The sequence below is a fragment of the Candidatus Trichorickettsia mobilis genome, assembly GCF_034366785.1.
GTDB lineage: Bacteria > Pseudomonadota > Alphaproteobacteria > Rickettsiales > Rickettsiaceae > Trichorickettsia > Trichorickettsia mobilis_A.
Genome location: NZ_CP112932.1, coordinates 451,141 through 471,539 on the forward strand (window position 1 = coordinate 451,141; position 20,399 = coordinate 471,539).

Here is a 20,399-nt window from a genome sequence, read left to right on the forward strand (position 1 = left end):
ATTTATTTCCTGCCTCCTTCAGTTACTGTTATATACAGATTGCTAAAAAACTTATCAATTCTACCTGCACGTCCCCTGGCTCTTACCATCATTCTTTTCATAACCAGACCTTTGCCTACTGTAGCAGAAGTAACAAATAAATCATCTATATCTAAACCAAAGTTATTTTCGGCATTAGCAATCGCAGACTGCAAGCCAGCTTTAACAGCACGAGCAATTCTTTTATGTGAAAAAGACAACTGAATCAACGCCTCAGATACTTTCATATTCCTAATTGAAGCAGCCACAAGATTTAATTTTCTAGGACCTACTCTAAGTAACTTCACAACTGCAGTTGCAGAATTTTTATTAACTTGTGCCATAATTTTATTTTCTCTTCACTTTTTTATCTGCACCATGACCATGATAAGTTCTAGTCGGAGAAAATTCTCCCAATTTCCTACCAACCATTTCTTCAGTAACAGCTACAGGTATAAACTTATTGCCATTATGCACTGAAAAAGTAAAACCAACAAAGAACGGTATAATAGTAGATCTTCTTGACCAAGTTTTAATCATCTCTGTTTTCCCAGAGCTCATCATATTTTGTACTTTTTTAATCAGATAACCATCTACAAATGGCCCCTTCCACACTGAGCGCGCCATATATCCCTATTTATTTCTTCGTTTAACAATAAATTTAGCAGTACGTTTATTTTTTCTAGTCTTTTTACCCTTAGTAGGTTTTCCCCATGGAGTCACCGGATGACGACCACCAGAAGTTTTACCTTCACCACCACCATGAGGATGATCAACAGGATTCATAGCCACACCCCGAACATGCGGCCTCCACCCCATCCATCTACGTCTACCAGCCTTACCAAAATTTACATTTTTTTGATTAGGATTAGATAACACTCCAATAGTGGCTCGACATTCTAGCAACACTAAACGTAATTCCCCAGATTTCAACCTAATTTGCGCATAACCAGCGTCTTTACCAACTAAATCTACTGAAGTACCGGCCGCTCTTGCAATTTGCCCACCTTTACCAGGCTTCATCTCTACATTATGCACTGTAGTACCTATCGGAATATTCTTTAAGGGTAAACAATTTCCAATTTTAATATCCGCACTATCGGCAGAAATTACCTTGTCTCCAACAGCTAACTTTTGCGGCGCTAAAATATACGAATACACCTCATTATCAAACTTAAGTAAAGCAATAAAAGCTGTTCTATTTGGATCATACTCTATTCTTTCAACAACACCGTAAACGCCAATATTACCACGCTTAAAATCTATAACTCGATATAATTGCTTATGACCACCACCTCTATGCCAAGCTGTAGTACGACCTAAATTATTTCTACCACCAGTTTTTTTTAACCCACAAGTAAGTGCTTTAAGAGGCCTTCCCTTCCATAAATCAGACTTATCAACCTGCACCAATTCTCTAAGAGACGGAGTGATAGGATTAAACTTTTTTAATTTCATCTACCTACCTCCAGTAAAATCAATTGTATAATTTTGTTCTAAAGTAACAATAGCTTTTTTAAAATCAGATCTACAACCTTCTCTACCTTTAAAGCGCTTTCTTTTACCCTCAACATTCAAAACATTTATTTTTTTTACCTTCACAGAAAATATATGCTCAATAGCTGCCTTTATTGTTTCCTTAGTAGCACTAGGCAACACTCTAAAAGTATACTTATTTTGCTCGGATAAAAACGTGGTTTTTTCAGTAATAATTGGTTTTCTTATGAGATCATAATGTGTAGACAGCATTTATTTTAACCTCTCTTCTAGAGCATCCACAGCAGCTTGCGACACTAATATACAATCATGACTAATGATATCATATACATTAGCACCAATCTGCGGAACTACTGAAATATTAGGAATGTTACGTACAGCAAAGGCAAAATTATTATTCACTAGATTACCATCAATAACAAAAAAACTCTTACCTTGAAAATTTTTCAATAGCGCTACTAATGACGCAGTTTTAGAATTTTCTAGAATCAACGACTCAAGAATTATTAATTTTCCTTCAGCTAATTTTGATGACAAAGCATGTTTTAGCCCCAACTTTCTTACCTTTTTAGGTAATTTAGTAGCATGACTACGCACCACCGGACCATGTATTACTCCGCCGCCACGCATATGAACCGATCTTAAAGACCCTTGCCTAGCATTACCAGTTCCCTTTTGCTTAAAAGGCTTTCTAGTAGTACCAGAAACTTCTGACACTGTTTTTGTTGAATGAGTTCCAGCCATTTTCTTAGCTCTTTGCCAATCAACCACCAATTTAATTATATCAACCCTTGGTTCTAGATTAAAAATATTAGTATCCAATACTCTCTCACCAACAACTTGATTATCCAGATTTACTATCTTGGCCTTCATATTCTCACTCATTTAAATAGACATCACAGATTTTTTAATTGCATCTTTGATATAAACTAAAGAACCCTTATGCCCAGGGACACTACCTTTTACCATCACTATCTGCTGCTCTTCGTCTATGGCAATAATCGTTAGATTTTGAATAGTAGATTTCTTACTACCCATATGACCAGCCATTTTCTTATTCTTAAAGACTCTGCCTGGGTCCTGCCTACCACCAGTTGATCCATGCGAACGATGTGATATAGAAACACCATGAGAAGCTTCTAGCCCTCTAAAATTATGACGCTTCATACATCCAGCAAATCCTTTTCCTATAGTCACACCAGTCACATCAACAAATTGTCCGATAACAAAGTGATTTACAGTTAGACTAACACCAATATCTATAAAATTATCTTCAATAATTCTAAACTCTTTTAAGTGAGCTTTAGGTTCAACTTTAGCATTCGTAAATAACCGCCTAACTGGTTTTGATATTTTGGATATTTTTACATTCCTAGCACCCACTATTAAAGCAGCATATCCATCATTCTCAAGAGTTTTATGCCCCACAACTTGACAATCTTCAATTTTTAAAAAAGTTAAAGGATATCTCTGCCCTTTTTCATTAAACATCGAAGTCATACCAATTTTTTTCGCAATCAAGCCAGCTCTCATTTCTCAACACTCACCAATTTTATTTCAACATCAATTCCTGCCGGCAAATCAACTTTTTTTAAAGCATCTACTGTTTGAGGAGTTGGATAACTAATCACAATTAACCTCATTTGGGTTCTAATTTCAAACTGTTCTCTTGACTTTTTATTAACATGCGGAGAGCGATTTACAGTAAATCTTTGTATAGTCCTTGGCAAAGGAATAGGACCACTAACATCAGCACCAGTCCTTTTTACCGCTCCTACTATCTCTTTGGTAGCCTGTTCAAGCACCCGATGATCAAAAGATTTGAGCCTAATTCTAATTTTCTGATTATTCATTTCTTAACCTTGTTATAATCCGTCAAAAAAACTTAATTATAGCCTCCACAGTTGAATTATGGTACGCCAATTTTACAAACTTTGGCTATGTGCTCACGTAGTAATCACTGCTTGCACAGCCTTGCTTTGAAATTAACACACCATAATTCAATTGAGCGACGTTATACATAATACGAGAACATTATCCAAATACTAAATACTCTCTACAATCAAATTTTTACAAACAGCTTTTATTTAACAATCTTTGACACCACACCAGCGCCAACTGTTCTACCACCTTCACGAATCGCAAACCGTAGCCCTTCATCCATAGCAACCGGAGCAATTAACTTAATAACCAAACTAGTATTATCTCCAGGCATTATCATCTCTTTACCAGCCGGCATTGCCACTTCTCCAGTAACATCAGTAGTTCTAAAATAAAATTGTGGACGATAATTATTGAAAAATGGCGTATGACGACCACCTTCTTCTTTAGTCAAAACATAAATTTCAGCTTCAAATTCAGTATGTGGAGTTATACTACCAGGTTTAGCCAACACTTGCCCTCTAAACACATCTTCTCTTTTAGTACCACGCAATAATATACCAGCATTATCCCCAGCTTCTCCCCGATCCAGCAGTTTTTTAAACATCTCAATACCGGTACAAGTGGTTTTTTGCGTATCCCTTATCCCAACAATCTCAACTTCTTCACCAACCTTGATCACACCTTTTTCAATTCTACCGGTAACAACAGTACCTCTTCCAGAAATTGAAAAAACATCCTCTATTGGCATTAAAAATGGACGCTCTATATCACGCTCTGGTTGCGGTATATATTCATCAACTACCTTCATCAACTCTCTAATTGCTGCTTCTCCCTCAGGCTTACCTTCTAAGGCTTGAAGAGCAGAACCTCTAATAACCGGAATTTCATCACCAGGGAATTTATACATCGACAACAATTCTCTAACTTCCATCTCAACTAAATCCAACAACTCTGGATCATCGACCATATCAACTTTATTTAAAAACACCACCAAAGAAGGCACACCTACTTGTCGAGCTAAAACAATATGCTCTCTTGTTTGCGGCATTGGACCGTCAGCAGCAGAAACCACTAATATAGCCCCATCCATCTGCGCCGCACCAGTAATCATATTCTTAACATAGTCAGCATGACCAGGACAATCCACATGAGCATAGTGTCTATAAGGAGTTTGATATTCAACGTGCGCCGTGGAAATCGTTATCCCTCTTTCTCTTTCTTCTGGAGCCGCATCTATCTCATCATATTTAGTAGCTTTTGCTCCTCCATCCTTTGCTAAAACCATAGTGATAGCAGCAGTCAAAGAAGTTTTTCCATGGTCAACGTGACCTATAGTTCCTATATTACAATGCGGCTTGACACGCTCAAATTTTTCTTTTGCCATATTATCTCCCTAGCATTTCAAAAATAATTTAATCAAACATTTACTATATTATATCTACAAATTTTACACAACATCAAAGCAATTAAAATCTACTTGGAGCGGGTGGTGGGAATCGAACCCACGTGGCCAGCTTGGAAGGCTGGAGCTCTACCATTGAGCTACACCCGCTTATATACAGCTTACGAGTAGACTATATGACAGCAGATTTAAACAAAAGCCGACAGAACTTATCCACAATAAATCTTAGAAAAAAAACAGACCATACCAGCTCGATACTTAGACCTTATATCCTAATCTCACTACGTTGACAAATAATTTTGCAACAAGCAGCTTTTATTTCTTTAAAAATTATCAGCCTCTCATGAACTTAACACTTTATTTCTTTCAAAAAATGTATGATCATAATTATAGAAAGTGTTCGCTGAACTGTATTAAATTGTTATTATGAGCACACAGCCAAAGCAATCCAAAAAGACTTACTATCTTACAAACTGGATTGTCACAATTATTAACACAACCTTAACTCAGACGTATTTTACTTAATTAACACAACTTATTCAACACTCTCTAAATCACACAATCATATACAAAGAATAATTAAAAGCTTAACTTATTATTTATACATAAAGCTAAACAGCATATATATAATACACACTGGTGGAGGGAGAAGGATTTGAACCTTCGTACGCTCACGCGGGCAGATTTACAGTCTGCTGCCATTGACCACTCGGCCACCCCTCCAAAACTGCATACACACAAACAAACTAACCGCACAAGGCGTTAGACCTTAAATATGTCTAGTATAAAGATTTTTTATAGTTTATAAATTCTTACTTTTATTTTTCTTTTAAGTAAAATATAAACCACCTAATAAGCTGTAAGTTTTTATAGTAAATACTTACCTCTGTCAAGAAATAAATACGAGTAACCGATAAATCCATATGACTAATAATCAGCATTCAAAAACACTTGCAAAATCCTACTATATGTACGGTAAACATCCAGTACTGGCAGCGTTGAACAATCAACATCGAAATGTTGAACAACTATTCTGTGATCAAGAATTTTTTAATATTCACAAAAAAATAATTAGCTCTTATAAATACGAAATAGTAACAAATCATAATTTAAATCAATTCCTAAAACAACCATGTAATCATCAAGGTATCATCGCAAAAGTTCAGAGTGTTTTTTGCAATAATATTGATGACTTAGTTTTTACAGATAATAGCAAACTAGTAATACTTGATCAAATTACCGACCCACAAAATATAGGATCAATAATACGTAGCGCTGCCGCTTTTGGCATTCAAGCGATCATCATGCCCACTCACCATACTCCAGACGAAAATGCTACAATTGCCAAAGCTGCTTCTGGAGCACTAGAATTTGTTAAAATAGTGAAAGTTACTAACTTACAGCAAATTATGAAAACTCTTAAAAACCTTGGTTTTTGGATTATTGGTTTTGACGGTAACACTACAGAATATCCTCGAGATAATTTATTTACAGGAAAAATAATTATGGTTTTTGGCTCTGAAGACACCGGAATGCGACGACTCACAGCAGAAACATGCGACTATCTTATTAAAATCCCGATATCAAAAAACATAGAAAGTTTAAACGTTGCCAACGCCGCTACAATAGCATTTTATTTATCTTGTTCTATACCTCTTGAACTTCAAGAGTTGGGGTGTCGAACTTCGGATTTGCGCGTGCTCACATAGCATATCTATGCTGCGCTCGCTCACCTCTCGTTCTCCTTGCAACTCTTGAAGTTGAAGAGGTATACAGAAATAGATGAAAGAAGCTGTGGATTTTAAATAAAATATACTAAAATAATCATGCATAAAACCTATCTTAATCTAGACATTAATAATCTTTCAGACTCTGAAGCTGAAATAATCTTGCTTGAACTCAGTAATGAAATCCTAAGACATAACCAAGCTTATCATCAAGAAAATGCTCCTATTATTTCTGATACTGAATATGATTTACTATTTAATTTATATGTTGCCCTTGAGCAAAAATTTCCTAATTTAGCTCCATCTAACAGTCCAACAAAACAAGTTGGCTTTACTCCACAAGAAAAATTTGCCAAAGTTGAACATTCTATACCGATGTTATCATTAAGCAATGCTTTCACCGCCCAAGACATTACGGATTTTACTCTACGCATTCAAAAATTTTTAAATATCGACTATTTTCCGGCAATTTTCTGTGAACCAAAAATTGATGGATTATCATTCACAGCTATTTATAAGAATGGTACACTGGTAACTGGTGCCACTAGAGGTAATGGGATGGTCGGCGAAGATATTACCAATAATTTGAAGACCATTCAATATCTACCCCATCAATTGATCTCCGCTCCAGAAATTTTAGAAGTACGAGGCGAAGTTTATCTAAGCAAAGATGATTTTGCCAACTTAAATCAACAGCAAGTCACTGCCAATGCTACAAAATTTGCCAATCCAAGAAATGTAGCTGCCGGTTCACTAAGACAACTCGACCCAGCAATTACCGCAACCAGACCATTACGATATTTTATTTATGCTATCGGGACTTGCAGTACTGAGATTGCCGAGTCACAACAAGAGCTTCTACAAAAACTGCTACAATTGGGCTTTATGGTTAATGATCTCCAAAAATTAGCCAATTCTGAAGTAGAGTTGCTTGAATTTTACCAGCAATTAAACCAAAGTCGAGCTGATCTGCCATATGAAATCGATGGTGTAGTTTATAAACTTAATTCCTTTGCCTTGCAAAAACGAATGGGATTTATTAATCGAGCTCCAAGATTTGCTATTGCTCATAAATTCCCGGCAATAATTGGTAAAACTAAACTATTATCAATTACTATTCAAGTTGGTCGCACTGGAGCGCTAACTCCCGTTGCAGAGCTAGAGCCTATCGCTATTGGCGGAGTTATAGTTTCGCGAGCAAGCTTACATAATTATCAAGAAATCATTAAAAAAGACATTCGTATTAATGATTATGTATATTTAGAAAGAGCTGGAGATGTAATTCCATATATTACCAGCGTTGACTTAAGCAGCCGCTCACTAGATACAATTAAATTCTCTTTTCCGCTCTCTTGCCCATCATGTCATAGTCATTTATTTTATAACGAGCAAGATGCTATTATTAAGTGCGACAATCATCTAAATTGCCCTGCTCAGAATCATGAACGTATTTGTCATTTCGTCTCAAAGGAAGCGCTAGATATTGATGGCCTTGGCAAAAAACAAGTGTTATTTCTAATAGAGCATAAATTCATTAACAATCCAGTAGATATATTTCATTTGACAGCTTACAATAGATTAGAGAATCTAGCTGGCTGGGGAGTAAAATCAGTACAAAATCTTCTTGATAATATTAAAAACGCTGCGGCTAATGTTACACTCAATCGATTTATTTATGCTCTTGGCATTAATCATATCGGTAGCGTTAATGCCAAACTATTAGCTAAAGAATTTATAACTGCCCAAAAATTTTTACAAGCAATGGAGCGATTGGTTGCTGGCAATCAAGAAATTTACAATCAGTTAAATAATCTTGAAGGCATAGGTGATAAAATTCTCGTTGATATTATCAAGTTTTTTGGCGTCAAAGAAAATATTGATATTATTCAACAATTACTCAAAATATTAACTATTCATGATTATATTGATGCGACCACTCAGACTATTTTAACCGGAAAAACCATAGTATTTACTGGTTCATTAACTATCTCTAGAGCAGAAGCAAAAGCCACTGCCGAACGTATGGGAGCTAAGGTAACTAATTCCATATCGACTTTAACTGACATAGTAGTAGCCGGGAATGATGCTGGCAGTAAATTAAAAAAAGCCAATGAACTTGGACTAAAAATCATTGACGAGGATGAATGGAAGCACCTAATCACCTAAAAAGCAGCATTGAACAACGTATTAGCACTCTCAGAGAATTGTTAAAAGAGCGTGAGTTATATGGTTACCTTATCCCTAGCAGCGATGAATATCTGAACGAATATGTGCCAGCCTATGCTAGGCGATTAGAATATATTTCAGGATTCACCGGCTCGAATGGTTTAGCTATAATCATGGAAGATAAAGCATTATTTTTCACCGATGGCCGTTATCTAGAACAAAGCAAACGCGAATTGGATTTAGAACTCTTTCAAATTTTTGATCAAAAAGATTTAAGCAATTTTACCTGGTCAAATTTTGTACCTGTTAATACTGACAGTATTAAATGTAAAATTGGCTATGACCCCAAATTATTTTCTACTAAAACTCTTAAAAATTTTTCTGGGTTACCATTAGAACCAGGTTCAAGATCATCTATTAATTTAATTGATCAAATATGGATCGACCAAGCACCAAAGCCCTCTTCTCCAATTTACACTTACGAGCTAGAATTTACTGGAGAAAGTCACGAATCAAAGCTAAATCGTTGTCGGCAATTTTTAAACAAATATTCTGCCGAAAGTATGATACTTACAGCAACAGATTCTATTTGCTGGTTATTAAATCTTAGAGCTACAGACGTCGAATTCTCACCATTAATGTTAAGTATAGCTATAGTCAGTCAAGATAAAACCTATCTATTTGTTGATGTTGAACGCATTGAACATGAGGTCATAGAGCAGAGACCAGAGCTGGAATTACTACCTGAAAGCTGTTTGCCTCAAATTATCTCAGGACTCACAGAAAAAATTCTAATTGATGAAGCCTCTGCCTCAAGCTTTGTAATCAGCTTGTTACAAGGTAAAAAAACACAAGCTATTAGCGATCCTTGTCAATTATGGAAAGCTTGTAAAAATGACTGTGAAATTAATCACGCCAAGGAGGCGCACATAAAAGATGCGGTAGCAGTATGTGAATTCCTGGCTTATCTCAGTACTGCTACAAATTTACCACAATCTACCGAATATCAGCTGGCATTACATTTAACCAATCTCAGAAAATTACAACCAGGATATGTAATGGATAGTTTCCCCACTATTTGTGGGTTTCAAGAAAATAGCGCCATAATTCATTATCGTGCTACACCAGAGCATACCAAATACATCAGCAGTAGCGGAATATTATTGATTGACTCAGGCGGTCAATATCTTGGAGCTACTACTGATATTACTAGGACAATTACCATCGGCATTCCGACTCAGGAGCAAAAAAAACGATATACTCAAGTACTTAAAGGACATTTAGCACTAGCAAACATAAAATTCCCCAATAATATTACCGGCGCAAATTTGGATGTGCTTGCTCGACAATTTTTATGGGCCGATTATCAAGATTATGCTCATGGTACCGGACATGGTGTCGGCAATTTTTTAAATGTTCATGAAGGACCACAAAGTATTAATTTACGCAATAATGTCGCACTACAGCCAGGCATGATTATTTCCAATGAACCTGGATATTATGTAGCAAATGCATTTGGCATTAGAATTGAAAATCTAATATATGTCAAAAAAACAACAGATGACCGCTATCTTGAGTTTGAAGCTTTAACCTTAGTACCTTATGCAAAAGCATTAATTGATTTAGAGTTAATAACTAAAGAAGAAATAATGCAGATAAATAGTTATTATGAAAAAATTTATAATTTAGTTTATCCTTTACTTTCAACTGAGGCACAAGAATGGTTGCTTGCACAATATATCTCGTAAATTAAATATATCTTTGATCTTCTTACAAGGAAACATGAGAGTGTTTAACAAACTATAGAGCGCAGATGTCAGAGTTGAATATATCTTGAACTTAAGTAATGATCCTTTTAGATAAGTCAGTTTTTATATGACTAAGTTAATTCGTAGTGACAGTCAACAGATTTAACACAGCTTATTGAATCACGCTTAGATAAGATTTTGTGTACCAGTTTTAATAAATCTGCATATGCTTGTTCAAGAAGAAGTGTATTTGCAGAACTTAATACTAATGATGTACCACATTGATCATCTTTTTTGAAAGGATAGCTTCCCATTTCAATATCAGGGTATTTATTTTGTAAGTCAGCAAAGTCGGTTGCAATGATATTTTCTCCAATCATAATATCAATATATTTGCTAATAATTGGGTTACCATGTTTTAAGGTAGACAATACTTGCTCAAACATAGAGTGCATTATATTAGGTACTCCAGCCATTACATAAATATTTTCAACAATAAATCCAGGTGCTCCTGATATATTATTGTCAATTAATTTACAACCATGAGGAAGAAAAGCCATTTTTTCTACAGCTTGGTTAAATGGCTGGTTATGGAGAACGCAAAATTTCCTAATTACATTTTCTGCTAGAGGATTTAACTCGATAGATAAGTTCAATGCAGTAGCAATAGCTACAGTTGTGATATCATCATGAGTAGGTCCGATACCACCTGTAGTAAATATATAATCGTATTGGCTTTTAAGAGCTAATACGGTATCAATAATCATTTTTTGTGTATCAGATATAATTCTAACTTCAGATAGTTTAATTCCTATCTCAGTTAATTTTTTAGCAATATAAAGCACATTTATATCTTGGATTCTGCCAGATAAAATTTCATTGCCTATAATAATAATTGCTGCTGTTGGATTTAACATAATAAAATAGGCGTATATTTGTGTATGAGAGAAAATATAACCTATTATAGTATATAGCTTCTCCAGTTGAATTATGGTACAGTAAATGCTTGCGTTTCGGTTGTGCTCACGTATAGCGTCGGTCGGTGAGCTAGTTGCTCTCAAATTAAAATGCTCAACCTGTGGTCGAATAAAGCTTTCTCGCGAAGAGTAAGTTTCTGAGGAGGTCTAACTAATATGTACAAGCTAGGATATTTAGATAAACAAAACTTTTTTATAAGAAGAACCTAAAATGCTGAGTGAGTATCACGTTAAAAGTACGTAATACTCATAAATTTCAGATCACTCTCAACATAATACTTACAAATTTACAAATATCATTAATCACGTCTAACATTTCCAAAGAATCTGATTAAGTATAAGAACAGATTGATAAAATCTAAATATAAGGTAAAGGCTCCCATTATTGCCATTTTTTGTCCTAATTCCCCACCACCAGAAGTGTAGTACATAGATTTAAGCTTCTGAGTATCCCAAGCAATTAATCCCATAAAAATTCCAACTCCGATTAAAGAAGTAACAAAAGATATAGCTGGGCTATTAAAAAATATATTGACTAACGAAGCTAATATCAAACCAATTAGTCCCATCATTAAAAAAGAGCCAAATGAAGTTAAATCTTTTTGAGTAGTATAACCATACAAGCTCATAGCTCCAAATAGTGATGCACAAATAAATAAAGTGCGCGCAATAGATTCTCCAGTATAGACCAAGGCTAAAGAAGCTAATGACATACCGGTTAAGGCAGAATATACCCAGAACAATATTTTAGTTGAGCTAAGACTTAACCTGCCCATACCCATAAAAAAGTAAAAAGCAATAGCTATGGGTGCTAACACAATTAACCAGCCAAAACCTGTATTCCCTGTAAATTTACCTGCTGGAGAAAATGTGAACATTAATGCAGTTAATGACTCACTAGTAGCGACAGCAAAAGCCATAACCCCTGTTATCACTAACGCTATGGTCATGTAATTGTATATTTTAAGCATATATTCTCTGAGACCGGCATCATAGGTTTTTTGAGCCCCAGCGAAAGTTTTGGTATAGTCTATCATAAGTTACCCCATGAGTTTTTGATAATTGTTACTGAATAATTTACTGATAGTAGTAAATATAGTGAGTAAAATACCTTTTTTCAAGAACATTTTATCTATAACTTAAATAATAAATATAAAACTAATATTTATCAAATATTAACTATTGTTGATAGCGATAAAACTAAACCAACATAATTATTAATTTTGAATCTACTTAAACAATTTTTGTAATTATAAATTTTTAAAGTAGAAACTTGCCATAGTAATAATCCTAAAGCAAAAACTATGATCAATAAATTTATCTGTTTCTGTGCTAGTGTATTTGCCATAATAAACAGAATGATAAAGCTCAGATAACAACAATATAACCATAATTTATAATTTTTATGTTCCAATAATATTGCCATTGATTTGACTCCTATTCTTTTATCATCTGGCAAATCCATAAAAGCGTAGATAATGTCATAGCCGATTGCCCACATACAACATGCTAAATACATTATTAGCGCCGGTAATTCAATCGTATCTGCAATGCTTGCGTAAGCAATTAAAGCCCCAAAATTGAAAGTGATACCGAGAAATACTTGCGGAAAATTAGTTATTCGCTTCATTAATGGATAGAAAATAATTAACACTATGGCGAGATACCCTAAATAAATCGCGGTATTGCTCAGAGTGAATAAAATAGATAAACAAATTATTGATAAAGCTAGCAAAAAAAGAATAGCCGTTGTTTGATCTAAAGATTTATTAGCAAGCGGACGGTTTTTGGTGCGCTGGACTTCTTTATCAATTTTTTGATCGAATAAATCGTTAATAATACAACCGGCGCCTCTAGTAAGCACGCTACCGATAAAAAATATCGGTAATAATTTTAGATCATCTAATGAATTACTAGCTAATATCAACCCATAATATGCTGGGAAAAATACTAGTAAATATCCAGTAGGACTATGAAATCTGGCGAGCTGAAACAATAGTATAATTTTATTTCGCATTTTTATGATTAATATAGTATATATTTGATGATTTTCGCTAATTTTAACTTAATTTACTGATGCTATGCAAGAGTTATTAAAGAACTATAATTTTCATGAGAATGAACAAAAATGGCAATTATACTGGCTACAACACAATATTTATGTATGGGATCAGGATGAAGCACGTGAAAACAGCTTTATAGTAGATACACCACCGCCAACTGTGTCAGGACAATTACATATAGGTCATGTTTATAGTTATACTCAAACTGATTTTATCGTCAGGTTTCAACGAATGATGGGCAAAAATATTTTTTATCCAATTGGTTTTGATGATAATGGTTTGCCGACAGAACGTCTTGTTGAGAAGCAGAAACAAGTAAAAGCTTCATTGATGGAACGCAAGGAGTTTATTGAACTTTGTAAGCAAGTAGTTACTGTAGAGGAAGAGAAATTTCGCTCACTGTTCAGACAAATAGCTTTATCAGTGGATTGGACGTTGGAATACCAGACCATTAACCCATTATCACAACAAATTTCACAAATGTCGTTTTTGGATCTGGCGGCCAAAGATGAGGTATTTAGAGACCAGCAACCAATGTTATGGGATCCTGTTGATCAAACTGCATTAGCACAAGCTGATATTGAGGATAAAGAAAAATCTTCCTTTATGAATGATGTGGTATTTTATACCGATAAAGGTGAGCAATTAATTATTGCTACTACTAGGCCGGAAATGTTAGCAGCTTGCGTTGCTGTACTTTTTCACCCCGATGATTCAAGATACCAACATTTACAAAATCAATATGCGATTACTCCATTATTTGAGGTTAAGGTACCAATTATCGCTGATGAGTTAGTACAGCCGGATAAAGGTAGCGGTTTAGTGATGTGCTGTACTTTTGGTGATATTACTGACATTAAATGGTGGCAAAAACATCAATTACCATTAAAAATTATTATTAATAAATTTGGACAGATTGCTGATATTACCTTTGATTCCAATTGTCAAAATATTCACAAAGCTACTGATTTTGCCAATGAGTTACAGGGTTTAAAAATTGTTGCTGCACGCACTAAAATTATTGAAATCCTAAAAACTGCAAATTTGTTGATTGCTCAAAAAGAAATCACCCATACGGTAAAATGTGCGGAACGTTCTGGAGCTCTGCTTGAGATCCTCACTACTGATCAATGGTTTATAAAAACATTACAACATAAAGAAACTATGTTAGCGCGTAGTAATCAGCTTAATTGGTATCCTAAATCAATGAAAATTCGTCTTGATAATTGGATTAATAGCATAGCGTGGGATTGGTGCATTAGTCGTCAGCGCTATTTTGGAGTACCATTTCCAGTTTGGTATTCTAAGCGTGCTGGTGAAGAAGGTAAAATATTATTTGCCAATATTGCACAATTGCCGGTTGATCCTTTAACTGATTTACCGGAAGGTTACAGCAAAGATGAAGTAGAACCTGATCGTGACGTAATGGATACCTGGGCTACCAGCAGCGTTTCTCCGCAATTAGCTACTCATGCCATTTCTAAACAATATGCCGTAGATTGGGAACGTCACTTGAAATTATTTCCCGCGGATTTAAGACCTCAAGCTCATGAAATTCTAAGAACTTGGGCTTTTTATACTATCCTTAAATCACATTTACACCAAGATAGTTTGCCGTGGAATAGTATCATGATTAGCGGCTGGTGTTTGGCGTCGGATCGTAGCAAAATGTCTAAGTCAAAAGATAATGTGATCTCACCAGAAAAATTACTGCAAGAATATGGTGCTGATGTTATTCGTTACTGGGCTGCAACTTCAAAGCTTGGTGCTGATACTGCCTACTCAGAAGACATTATGAAAAACGGCAAGCGTTTAGTCAATAAATTATGGAATGCCGCAAAATTTGTTAGCACTCATTTTGATAAATTATCTTCCACTGATTTGCTGATGTCATATAGCGAGATCAAACATAAAATCACTCACCCATTAGATCAATGGTTGATTAATAATATCGTTGATTTAACTATATCAGTACAACAGGCAATGCAAAATTATGAATATGCTTCAGCATTGCATGCGGTTGAACAATTTTTTTGGTCAAGATTTTGTGATAATTATTTAGAAATAACGAAAGTGCGAGCCTATAATGAAGAAGGCACTGATACAGAAGGACAACAAAGTACTATCCTGACTTTGTATCACAGTTTGCAAATTATATTAAAACTGTTTGCGCCCTTTATACCTCATATTACTGAGGAAATTTATAGTATATTATATCATAGCGCTGATCTTACCCATTATCAGAAAAGCATTCACGCCAGAGGAAGTTGGCCAGATGTTAAAGGATGGAAGTTTATTACCGAGAATGATAATAATATTGAGAATTTATTAATTATTTTAGCTCTGATTAGATCAGCAAAAACTGCTAAGAATTTATCAGTTAAAGCACCTATTAAACTATTAGAAGTTACCGGTTGCTCCTTATCACCAAGTTTAACTCAGGATTTGGCAAATGTAGTGACTGCCGAAATTATAAATTATGTAGATAATTTTTCTACAAAAAATGGGCATCAATTAGATGATCGGCACCTTGCAGTCAGCATAATTTATAAGATATAATGAGAGTGTTCAATGAACTGTGTCAAATCGTCATTGCGAGACCATTTATGGTCGAAGCAATCCAGTCAAACGTTTATTTCCTGGATTGCTTCGACCATAAATGGTCTCAAAGCTTGACATGCTCTATTTTTATATTGACACAGTTCATTGAACACTCTCGATATAATCGTTTACTATTCTTGAGGTGCTTGGCATTGCGTACAAAATTTTGTGAGCGTTTACGGTTTTTTAAATAAATCAACATTTTTATGTCTAAGAAGAAGAACTCCTGCCTTTTCAAAAGGCATTAATGTATTTTTTATATTCTGAATTAGCAACTTATCATCAATTTTTTCACCTATTTCAGCTATTATAGCATTAAAAATTTCTCTAAAACTCAAAGTTTCACTAATCATATATTTAAACAGATATTTTGTAAAATTTACAACTGGCAAACTAACATTCAAATTATCGCAAATTACAGGAGATTTCCAAGAATAATTAATAGAACCACCAACAAGATTAGAGTTTGCTTCTAAATAATCATAAATCTGTTTTGCTAAGCCATTTATAGTATAAAAATATGGCACATTATCTAGATCATCAAAGGAAGCTATCGTGTCTTTTTGCTTAGAAACAAAAAAACTATGGTTAATTATTTTACCTGAAATTATTTCGCACATCGCTTGTTGTTCTACTAAATCTCTTTTTTTCAGTTCAGTTAGCAGCGCTTGATCAGTAATGTAATTCTCTAGTCTTAAAAAGACTCTGCTTTGGTAATGACTAAAGTCAATAAAATGAAGACCAGCTTTAGCTACAAAATCATAAAGCTCAGGAATTGTATAAGATCTATCTTGTTTGTGTAAAAACAAATCATACATTCCTACGTCACCCATAGTAAGATCATTCATTAAATCTTTACCCCTAACATACCAATTTGAACTAGGTAAACAATTAATTATAGCCCAACCATTTTTTACCTCTTCTGCTCTAGAAGTAGCATTTTTGTTTACCATTTGCATAAGTGTTTGCATATGATAAACACCAGTACTACCATAGGTAGCATACACCATAAGACTCATACAACCTTTTTCCGTCAGAGAGTCTTTTAAAATTTTTAACCCCAAATCTGGATCTTCCAAATGATGCAAAACTCCAATACAGTTAATATGATCAAATAATCCAAGTTTTAAATTTGGGATATTTAAAATACTATCATTAACCCATTTAATATTTTTTAAACCTCTAATTTTTGCTCTTTCTTTAGCTATATCCATACTTGTTTTGCTAAAGTCTAAATATACAATTTGAGCATTTGTATCTTTTAACTGTTCAGCAAAATAAATAACAGCATCTCCAGTACCTGCACCTGCAACTAAAATTCTAAAACCATCTCTAAAACTCTCTTTGCCACTATAAAGCCAATGATTTAATTCACCCAAATAACTACCAGATATCCATATTAATCTTTTTTTCTCATCTTCTGGATCTCTTAGCGGATAGGGATAATCTAGATATTGATCTTGTACAGCTTTTATATCTTTAACAAATTTCTTAGTTTCTTTTCTGTTTTTCTTAGTCATCAATTTATTACCTAATTAACATACAAATCAATTATCACTCACTTTCAAAGCTATAATAACAAAGACTATCTGAACCAATCAATAATTGTAAAAGTTAAAGCATAATGCATAACAATAGCTAAAATAGCTGCTGCCACATCATCAATCATGACTCCTATCGCACCATTAATATTTTTATCCAACCAATCAACCGGCCATGGTTTGACTATATCAAAAAATCTAAATAAAGAAAAAGGTAATACAAATAAAAATATAAAATCTATAGCTCCGGCACTCAAATATCTTATAAGACCGGAATACTGAACAAATGCTACCGAGAACGAACAACATGTAATCATTAACATTTGTCCTACTACCTCATCGATCACAACCTCTTGAGGATCTTTTTTATCAACAAGATATAGATACTTAGTGGTAAAATATAAACCAATAATAAACAGTAATACGCAAACTAATAGTAGTATAATAAATAAGCTCAATAATTCCCTTTCAACAAACGCAAGATTTAATTTAGAAAACGAAAAAACAATTTGGTTAATTATGGTAAAATGCGCTATTATATAAGCAAGAGGAAATGCTGCTAACGATCCTAAGGTTCCAGGGCAATATTTTGCTTTACCAATAAAACAAAAAGTAACAACAAATTCTACAATCTTTTCTTTTTTTAACATCATGAATATTATTTTATAAAAATCTATTCTAGTATATTATTATGCATAATTATAATAATTTTTCCAAGGGAACAAAAGCCGTTGCTCTGGGATACAATGAAAAAACAGATATCGCACCAAAAATATTGGCTAGCGGTAATAATTTAATTGCTGATCAAATACTTGATATAGCGAGAAAAAACAATATACCAATTCATTATGATGCAGACTTAGTAAAAACTTTATCTATACTGGAAATTAACTCATATATTCCGTTGGAAGTTTACGGAGTAGTTGCTAAGATTATATCTCATATTTATGAAAAGAATAATCAAGTCAAAAATAAATATACAAAATAAATTTTTTTATAAGTTTTGTTGATAAAAAGCTTTAGGCAGAAAATCTAATGAATAAGAATAAAGTAACGTGGGAAGAAATATTACAGAAATTTGACCAATTTGAACATCTATTGGATACTAATATTCATGATAGTAAGTTAAATGATTTTTTTGTTAACATCAGAGAAGATTTTTCAAACGGGACTTTTCAACAGTGCCACATTATCGAAGCAAAAAACAGAGTGACAAATATAATACAAAAAATCGCTGAACGAAAACAAGATTTACAACAACAAAGTAATAATTTAATAAAGCAAAGATCGCAGTTTGATAGTTACATTAAGGTGTCGCATATCAATAAAAAAAATTGATTATGGAAATAGTGGTCGTTTCTAAAGTTTTGCTTTCTTTAATATTTATCGTGGTATTAATGTATTGTGTGCTGAAAGCAATACAAAAATATGGTAAATTCGCACACAAACTAGGGCATCCATCAAGTAGCATGCAGATTGCTGCAATATTATACATTGATGAAAACGTTAAAGTTATAAATATTCGTCAAGCTAAAAATAATTATATTTTAGCCGTGGGTAAAAATAATATAGTACTAATAGATAAGTATGCAGATATCGAGTAATCATAAAACTTTTTTATATCCCCTACTCTTGTTTACTGTAACCTTATCTTTCATGGCTATTGCCCCTACAACTTTTGCTGCAACTAGTAATGATCTTGAAAATATACTAAATAATGGTTCTACGACAGGCAGATTAATACAAATATTTTTGCTAATTGGAGTTCTTGGACTTGCACCGTCAATTCTGATTATGGGCACTTCCTTTGTTAGAATATCTATCGTATTATCAATTGTTAGAACAGCGCTCGGGCTACAACAAACTCCTCCTAATCAAGTAATAATTAGTCTATCTTTATTCTTAACTTTTTTTATTATGTCTCCTTCACTAGAAATTGCTTATGAACAAGGGCTAAAGCCATTACTAATTGAGCAAATTACTGAAGAAGAAGCCTTACCGCTTATTATTCAACCATTTAAAAAATTTATGGTTAATAATACTAGAACCAAAGATTTAGATTTATTTATCTCAATTGCCAAAGTAGACGTCCCTAAGGATATTAATGATCTGCCATTAAAAGTAATTGCTCCATCTTTCATGATAAGTGAACTAAAACGTGGTTTTGAGATAGGATTTTTAATCTTCTTGCCGTTTTTAATCATTGATATAGTAGTAGCAAGCATTTTGATGGCTATGGGAATGATGATGATGCCACCAGTAATGGTAGCTTTACCTTTTAAGATAATATTTTTTGTGCTTATTGATGGTTGGTATTTATTGGCAGGTAGTTTAATACAAAGTTTTGTAACTTAAATACCTATGCCCAATAAAAAACACAACAATAGACTTCTATCACAAACTATAATAATTAAGTTTATTGACTGATTATTGATTTACTGTTATAAAGCGGAACATATGGCGTTTAGTTACTATAACGCAGTAGTAATACCAATCATTAGAATAAACTAGCACTAGAAAAACGAAGAGCGAGACGCGCAAGCAGTCACTATAGTACGTGAGCATCGCAAGTAATGAAGTTTAACAACGCGATACTTAATTATAATGATTAGTATAATAAGTTTTTGGGGCGTAGCCAAGTGGTAAGGCAACGGTTTTTGGTATCGTCACCCGGTGGTTCGAATCCATCCGCCCCAGCCATTTTTCAGTCATTCATATAGTAATTATACAGTACTTACTATAAATTTAATTTGCAAAACATCATAAGTTTAATTA

The 20,399-nt window shown here is 33.9% G+C and carries 21 protein-coding genes and 3 tRNA genes; 9 read left to right on the forward strand and 15 right to left on the reverse strand.

Going from position 1 to position 20,399, the window contains the following annotated elements; all coding sequences use genetic code 11:
* Positions 1–2: 2 nt before the first annotated feature.
* The 10 genes from rplV to Trichorick_RS02060 form a co-directional block, all read right to left on the reverse strand.
* A complete protein-coding gene (gene rplV, locus Trichorick_RS02015) occupies positions 3–362 on the reverse strand; it encodes a 50S ribosomal protein L22 (protein WP_323738593.1) in 360 nt (119 codons plus the stop codon).
* 4 nt (positions 363–366) lie between these two features.
* Positions 367–645, reverse strand: a complete 279-nt coding sequence (gene rpsS / locus Trichorick_RS02020; protein ID WP_323738594.1) for a 30S ribosomal protein S19 — start codon at positions 643–645, stop codon at positions 367–369.
* A gap of 6 nt (positions 646–651) precedes the next feature.
* The gene (gene rplB, locus Trichorick_RS02025; RefSeq protein ID WP_323738595.1) at positions 652–1,476 is read right to left on the reverse strand and encodes a 50S ribosomal protein L2; all 825 of its coding nucleotides are present in this window, start codon (positions 1,474–1,476) and stop codon (positions 652–654) included.
* On the reverse strand, positions 1,477–1,767 hold the full coding sequence (locus tag Trichorick_RS02030; RefSeq protein WP_323738596.1) for a 50S ribosomal protein L23: 291 nt from the start codon (positions 1,765–1,767) through the stop codon (positions 1,477–1,479).
* Complete coding sequence (rplD, locus tag Trichorick_RS02035) at positions 1,768–2,388, reverse strand: 50S ribosomal protein L4 (RefSeq protein ID WP_323738597.1); 621 nt, start codon at positions 2,386–2,388, stop codon at positions 1,768–1,770. It abuts the gene before it with no gap.
* 12 nt (positions 2,389–2,400) lie between these two features.
* A complete protein-coding gene (gene rplC, locus Trichorick_RS02040; protein WP_323738598.1) occupies positions 2,401–3,048 on the reverse strand; it encodes a 50S ribosomal protein L3 in 648 nt (215 codons plus the stop codon).
* Positions 3,045–3,368, reverse strand: coding sequence for a 30S ribosomal protein S10 (gene rpsJ, locus Trichorick_RS02045; RefSeq protein ID WP_323738599.1), 324 nt, complete (start codon positions 3,366–3,368; stop codon positions 3,045–3,047). The genes rplC and rpsJ overlap by 4 nt, the downstream gene beginning before the upstream one ends.
* A gap of 230 nt (positions 3,369–3,598) precedes the next feature.
* Positions 3,599–4,783: an elongation factor Tu gene (tuf, locus tag Trichorick_RS02050; protein WP_323738600.1), complete on the reverse strand. Its 1,185-nt coding sequence runs from the start codon at positions 4,781–4,783 to the stop codon at positions 3,599–3,601.
* 94 nt (positions 4,784–4,877) lie between these two features.
* Positions 4,878–4,951 (reverse strand) — tRNA-Gly (locus Trichorick_RS02055).
* Positions 4,952–5,438: 487 nt separating this feature from the next.
* Positions 5,439–5,524, reverse strand: a tRNA-Tyr gene (locus Trichorick_RS02060).
* Positions 5,525–5,724: 200 nt separating this feature from the next.
* On the opposite strand from Trichorick_RS02060, the gene rlmB reads away from it, so the two are divergent.
* The 3 genes from rlmB to Trichorick_RS02075 all read left to right on the forward strand — a co-directional run bounded on the left by rlmB (position 5,725) and on the right by Trichorick_RS02075 (position 10,442).
* Positions 5,725–6,510 (forward strand): 23S rRNA (guanosine(2251)-2'-O)-methyltransferase RlmB, encoded by a 786-nt coding sequence (rlmB, locus tag Trichorick_RS02065; RefSeq protein WP_323738601.1) that lies wholly within the window; start codon positions 5,725–5,727, stop codon positions 6,508–6,510.
* A gap of 117 nt (positions 6,511–6,627) precedes the next feature.
* Positions 6,628–8,694 (forward strand): NAD-dependent DNA ligase LigA, encoded by a 2,067-nt coding sequence (gene ligA, locus Trichorick_RS02070; RefSeq protein WP_323738602.1) that lies wholly within the window; start codon positions 6,628–6,630, stop codon positions 8,692–8,694.
* Positions 8,673–10,442, forward strand: coding sequence for an aminopeptidase P family protein (locus tag Trichorick_RS02075; protein WP_323738603.1), 1,770 nt, complete (start codon positions 8,673–8,675; stop codon positions 10,440–10,442). The genes ligA and Trichorick_RS02075 overlap by 22 nt, the downstream gene beginning before the upstream one ends.
* A gap of 131 nt (positions 10,443–10,573) precedes the next feature.
* Here Trichorick_RS02075 and Trichorick_RS02080 read toward each other — a convergent pair whose 3' ends face one another.
* From Trichorick_RS02080 to ubiA, 3 genes are all read right to left on the reverse strand, one after another.
* A complete protein-coding gene (locus Trichorick_RS02080) occupies positions 10,574–11,359 on the reverse strand; it encodes a competence/damage-inducible protein A (protein WP_323738604.1) in 786 nt (261 codons plus the stop codon).
* 359 nt (positions 11,360–11,718) lie between these two features.
* On the reverse strand, positions 11,719–12,456 hold the full coding sequence (locus Trichorick_RS02085) for a Bax inhibitor-1/YccA family protein (protein ID WP_323738605.1): 738 nt from the start codon (positions 12,454–12,456) through the stop codon (positions 11,719–11,721).
* Positions 12,457–12,587: 131 nt separating this feature from the next.
* Positions 12,588–13,436: a 4-hydroxybenzoate octaprenyltransferase gene (gene ubiA, locus Trichorick_RS02090; protein ID WP_323738606.1), complete on the reverse strand. Its 849-nt coding sequence runs from the start codon at positions 13,434–13,436 to the stop codon at positions 12,588–12,590.
* Between the two features lie 64 nt (positions 13,437–13,500).
* Between ubiA and Trichorick_RS02095 the strand changes: the two genes are divergently transcribed.
* Complete coding sequence (locus Trichorick_RS02095; RefSeq protein ID WP_323738607.1) at positions 13,501–16,041, forward strand: valine--tRNA ligase; 2,541 nt, start codon at positions 13,501–13,503, stop codon at positions 16,039–16,041.
* Between the two features lie 218 nt (positions 16,042–16,259).
* Here the strand turns inward: Trichorick_RS02095 and Trichorick_RS02100 are convergent, their stop codons facing one another.
* Together Trichorick_RS02100 and Trichorick_RS02105 are read right to left on the reverse strand one after the other, a co-directional pair.
* On the reverse strand, positions 16,260–17,603 hold the full coding sequence (locus Trichorick_RS02100) for a class I SAM-dependent methyltransferase (RefSeq protein WP_323738608.1): 1,344 nt from the start codon (positions 17,601–17,603) through the stop codon (positions 16,260–16,262).
* Positions 17,604–17,668: 65 nt separating this feature from the next.
* Entirely contained in the window at positions 17,669–18,274 is a 606-nt protein-coding gene (locus Trichorick_RS02105; RefSeq protein WP_323738850.1) for a phosphatidylglycerophosphatase A family protein, read from the reverse strand.
* A gap of 41 nt (positions 18,275–18,315) precedes the next feature.
* On the opposite strand from Trichorick_RS02105, the gene Trichorick_RS02110 reads away from it, so the two are divergent.
* From Trichorick_RS02110 to Trichorick_RS02130, 5 genes are all read left to right on the forward strand, one after another.
* The gene (locus tag Trichorick_RS02110) at positions 18,316–18,612 is read left to right on the forward strand and encodes an EscU/YscU/HrcU family type III secretion system export apparatus switch protein (protein ID WP_323738609.1); all 297 of its coding nucleotides are present in this window, start codon (positions 18,316–18,318) and stop codon (positions 18,610–18,612) included.
* Between the two features lie 47 nt (positions 18,613–18,659).
* On the forward strand, positions 18,660–18,962 hold the full coding sequence (locus tag Trichorick_RS02115) for a hypothetical protein (RefSeq protein WP_323738610.1): 303 nt from the start codon (positions 18,660–18,662) through the stop codon (positions 18,960–18,962).
* Between the two features lie 2 nt (positions 18,963–18,964).
* Positions 18,965–19,228, forward strand: coding sequence for a hypothetical protein (locus tag Trichorick_RS02120; protein ID WP_323738611.1), 264 nt, complete (start codon positions 18,965–18,967; stop codon positions 19,226–19,228).
* Positions 19,212–19,979, forward strand: a complete 768-nt coding sequence (gene fliP, locus Trichorick_RS02125) for a flagellar type III secretion system pore protein FliP (RefSeq protein ID WP_323738612.1) — start codon at positions 19,212–19,214, stop codon at positions 19,977–19,979. The genes Trichorick_RS02120 and fliP overlap by 17 nt, the downstream gene beginning before the upstream one ends.
* Before the next feature lie 270 nt (positions 19,980–20,249).
* A tRNA-Gln gene (locus tag Trichorick_RS02130) sits at positions 20,250–20,324 on the forward strand.
* Positions 20,325–20,399: the final 75 nt, after the last annotated feature.

Excerpts from the sequence above, each read along its gene's own strand:
- rplV (WP_323738593.1), bottom strand. The coding sequence starts at position 362 with ATGGCACAAGTTAATAAAAATTCTGCAACTGCAGTTGTGAAGTTACTT.
- rpsS (WP_323738594.1), bottom strand. The coding sequence starts at position 645 with ATGGCGCGCTCAGTGTGGAAGGGGCCATTTGTAGATGGTTATCTGATT.
- rplB (WP_323738595.1), bottom strand. The coding sequence starts at position 1,476 with ATGAAATTAAAAAAGTTTAATCCTATCACTCCGTCTCTTAGAGAATTG.
- Trichorick_RS02030 (WP_323738596.1), bottom strand. The coding sequence starts at position 1,767 with ATGCTGTCTACACATTATGATCTCATAAGAAAACCAATTATTACTGAA.
- rplD (WP_323738597.1), bottom strand. The coding sequence starts at position 2,388 with ATGAAGGCCAAGATAGTAAATCTGGATAATCAAGTTGTTGGTGAGAGA.
- rplC (WP_323738598.1), bottom strand. The coding sequence starts at position 3,048 with ATGAGAGCTGGCTTGATTGCGAAAAAAATTGGTATGACTTCGATGTTT.
- rpsJ (WP_323738599.1), bottom strand. The coding sequence starts at position 3,368 with ATGAATAATCAGAAAATTAGAATTAGGCTCAAATCTTTTGATCATCGG.
- tuf (WP_323738600.1), bottom strand. The coding sequence starts at position 4,783 with ATGGCAAAAGAAAAATTTGAGCGTGTCAAGCCGCATTGTAATATAGGA.
- rlmB (WP_323738601.1), top strand. The coding sequence starts at position 5,725 with ATGACTAATAATCAGCATTCAAAAACACTTGCAAAATCCTACTATATG.
- ligA (WP_323738602.1), top strand. The coding sequence starts at position 6,628 with ATGCATAAAACCTATCTTAATCTAGACATTAATAATCTTTCAGACTCT.
- Trichorick_RS02075 (WP_323738603.1), top strand. The coding sequence starts at position 8,673 with ATGGAAGCACCTAATCACCTAAAAAGCAGCATTGAACAACGTATTAGC.
- Trichorick_RS02080 (WP_323738604.1), bottom strand. The coding sequence starts at position 11,359 with ATGTTAAATCCAACAGCAGCAATTATTATTATAGGCAATGAAATTTTA.
- Trichorick_RS02085 (WP_323738605.1), bottom strand. The coding sequence starts at position 12,456 with ATGATAGACTATACCAAAACTTTCGCTGGGGCTCAAAAAACCTATGAT.
- ubiA (WP_323738606.1), bottom strand. The coding sequence starts at position 13,436 with ATGCGAAATAAAATTATACTATTGTTTCAGCTCGCCAGATTTCATAGT.
- Trichorick_RS02095 (WP_323738607.1), top strand. The coding sequence starts at position 13,501 with ATGCAAGAGTTATTAAAGAACTATAATTTTCATGAGAATGAACAAAAA.
- Trichorick_RS02100 (WP_323738608.1), bottom strand. The coding sequence starts at position 17,603 with ATGACTAAGAAAAACAGAAAAGAAACTAAGAAATTTGTTAAAGATATA.
- Trichorick_RS02105 (WP_323738850.1), bottom strand. The coding sequence starts at position 18,274 with ATGTTAAAAAAAGAAAAGATTGTAGAATTTGTTGTTACTTTTTGTTTT.
- Trichorick_RS02110 (WP_323738609.1), top strand. The coding sequence starts at position 18,316 with ATGCATAATTATAATAATTTTTCCAAGGGAACAAAAGCCGTTGCTCTG.
- Trichorick_RS02115 (WP_323738610.1), top strand. The coding sequence starts at position 18,660 with ATGAATAAGAATAAAGTAACGTGGGAAGAAATATTACAGAAATTTGAC.
- Trichorick_RS02120 (WP_323738611.1), top strand. The coding sequence starts at position 18,965 with ATGGAAATAGTGGTCGTTTCTAAAGTTTTGCTTTCTTTAATATTTATC.
- fliP (WP_323738612.1), top strand. The coding sequence starts at position 19,212 with ATGCAGATATCGAGTAATCATAAAACTTTTTTATATCCCCTACTCTTG.